This is a genomic window from Micromonospora sp. NPDC005220 (assembly GCF_040607895.1).
Taxonomy (GTDB): domain Bacteria; phylum Actinomycetota; class Actinomycetes; order Mycobacteriales; family Micromonosporaceae; genus Micromonospora.
Window position 1 is genome coordinate 1 of record NZ_JBEXHP010000240.1, and the last position, 1518, is coordinate 1518.

1 protein-coding gene is annotated in these 1518 nt (G+C 60.4%); it reads left to right on the top strand.

The genetic code is table 11. The features are described from left to right. Positions 1-207 (top strand): IS3 family transposase (locus tag ABZU52_RS32415; protein WP_354974716.1); only part of this gene is annotated, 207 nt, incomplete at its 5' end. Between the last annotated feature and the right edge of the window lie 1311 nt (positions 208-1518).

A 1518-nucleotide genomic window follows, 5' to 3' on the forward strand; every position in this document is an offset into this window, starting at 1 on the left:
GAACTCGTCTACCGCACAAGCTGGCGGACCCGCGACGAGGCCGAGAACGCGATTTTCGCCTACATCGACGGGTGGTACAACACCCGCCGCATCCAAAAAGAACTGGGCGACCTCAGCCCCGACGAGTACGAGACCGCCTGGCACCACCAACAGACCAGCCAGACCGAGCCAGATATCATCACCCCTGCACCGACCGGCAGCAGGTAACCACCCCTCCATCAAAGCGGGGGAAGCTCACAGCCTCGGTCGCGCCGGCGGACTGGCTGTCGACAGCAACGCTGACAGCAACCGCGCCGGACAGCAGCACACTGACGAGCCCTGCCATGGACGAAGCTCCGAGCGTGCAGCCGCCGGCGGACAAGTACGGACGGGGTGCACAGAGCTTGTAAGCGAGGTGTCAGGACGCGCCAGCGGCAAGGTTGGGCTACTCCCTGCACCGCGTGGCAGCGGCAAGCGTGACTGCGGGCACCGGCGTCGCCGGGAGAAGCTGGTAACGCGACCTTGCTCTGGCCGATCAGAATGAGTGATCGATGCGGCGGGAACCTGACATACAGATTGACGCCGCGCATGTCATGGGCTTTTGTCAAGTCATGCAGGTCTCTGTCACCGCCGCCACGATCTCGGGCTTGGTTGCGCTAACTATCGGCATTGTCAGCAGCTCGCTAGCATGGCTCCAGTTTCGGCGGGAAAAAAGTAAGTGGGTTTTCGAGACAAAGATAGCGTGGAGCCTTGAGTTGTACAAGCTACGCTTGGACTCGTATCCAGCTGCATTTGGTGCCATGGCCCCGCTTTCCCACGGCGCAGCCGAACCAATCACGGCAGATACAGCCTTGGAGGTCGCCATAAATCTGAACAAATGGGTCTATTCGACCGGTGGAATGTGTGCGAGCTCTACCACCAGAGGGGCCATATTGGGCCTGCGAATTCTGTGTAGCAAATGGCATGCCCAAGGACAGAGGCCAGAGGAGCTTTATGCATTTCGCAACCTATCTCTCCAATCCCTACGCCATGACCTCGATCTGCAGGGCCTAGAGAAGTATGACTTTCAGGATACGAAGACCTGGCTTCGAGATCTACAAGACGAGCTGAATTCACTCGAGAGCAAGAAGGCAAAGCCTTCAACCTCAGGAATAGGGAGACTTCGCCAAACCGGGGTGGCGGCAGCCGTGTGTGGACGACCGCGTTCAAGGTAAGGCGGCATGGAGGCGAAGACCAGCACCGCCGGGGTTTGGATTCAAGGGGACGAGCAGGCCGAAGGCTGCCATGATCTCGCTGGCTCGCAAGGTACCCGCGCCTTGAGAGTTGGCTGCGCAGACCGGCATCCTTTACGGCGATGACCTTCGATTGCCATGATCGTCAGGGACCGTTGCCGTCCATCCCTGACGAAAGGTCGTCACTCATGCCGATCGAGATGCCTCGCTCTACCTATCGCCCCCACGCTGCTGCCGATTTCCTCTGTTCTGGATCAAGGCGTCGCGCTCCGCGCGACGCGGGGCGGTAAGCCGGCCGGCGGCAGGC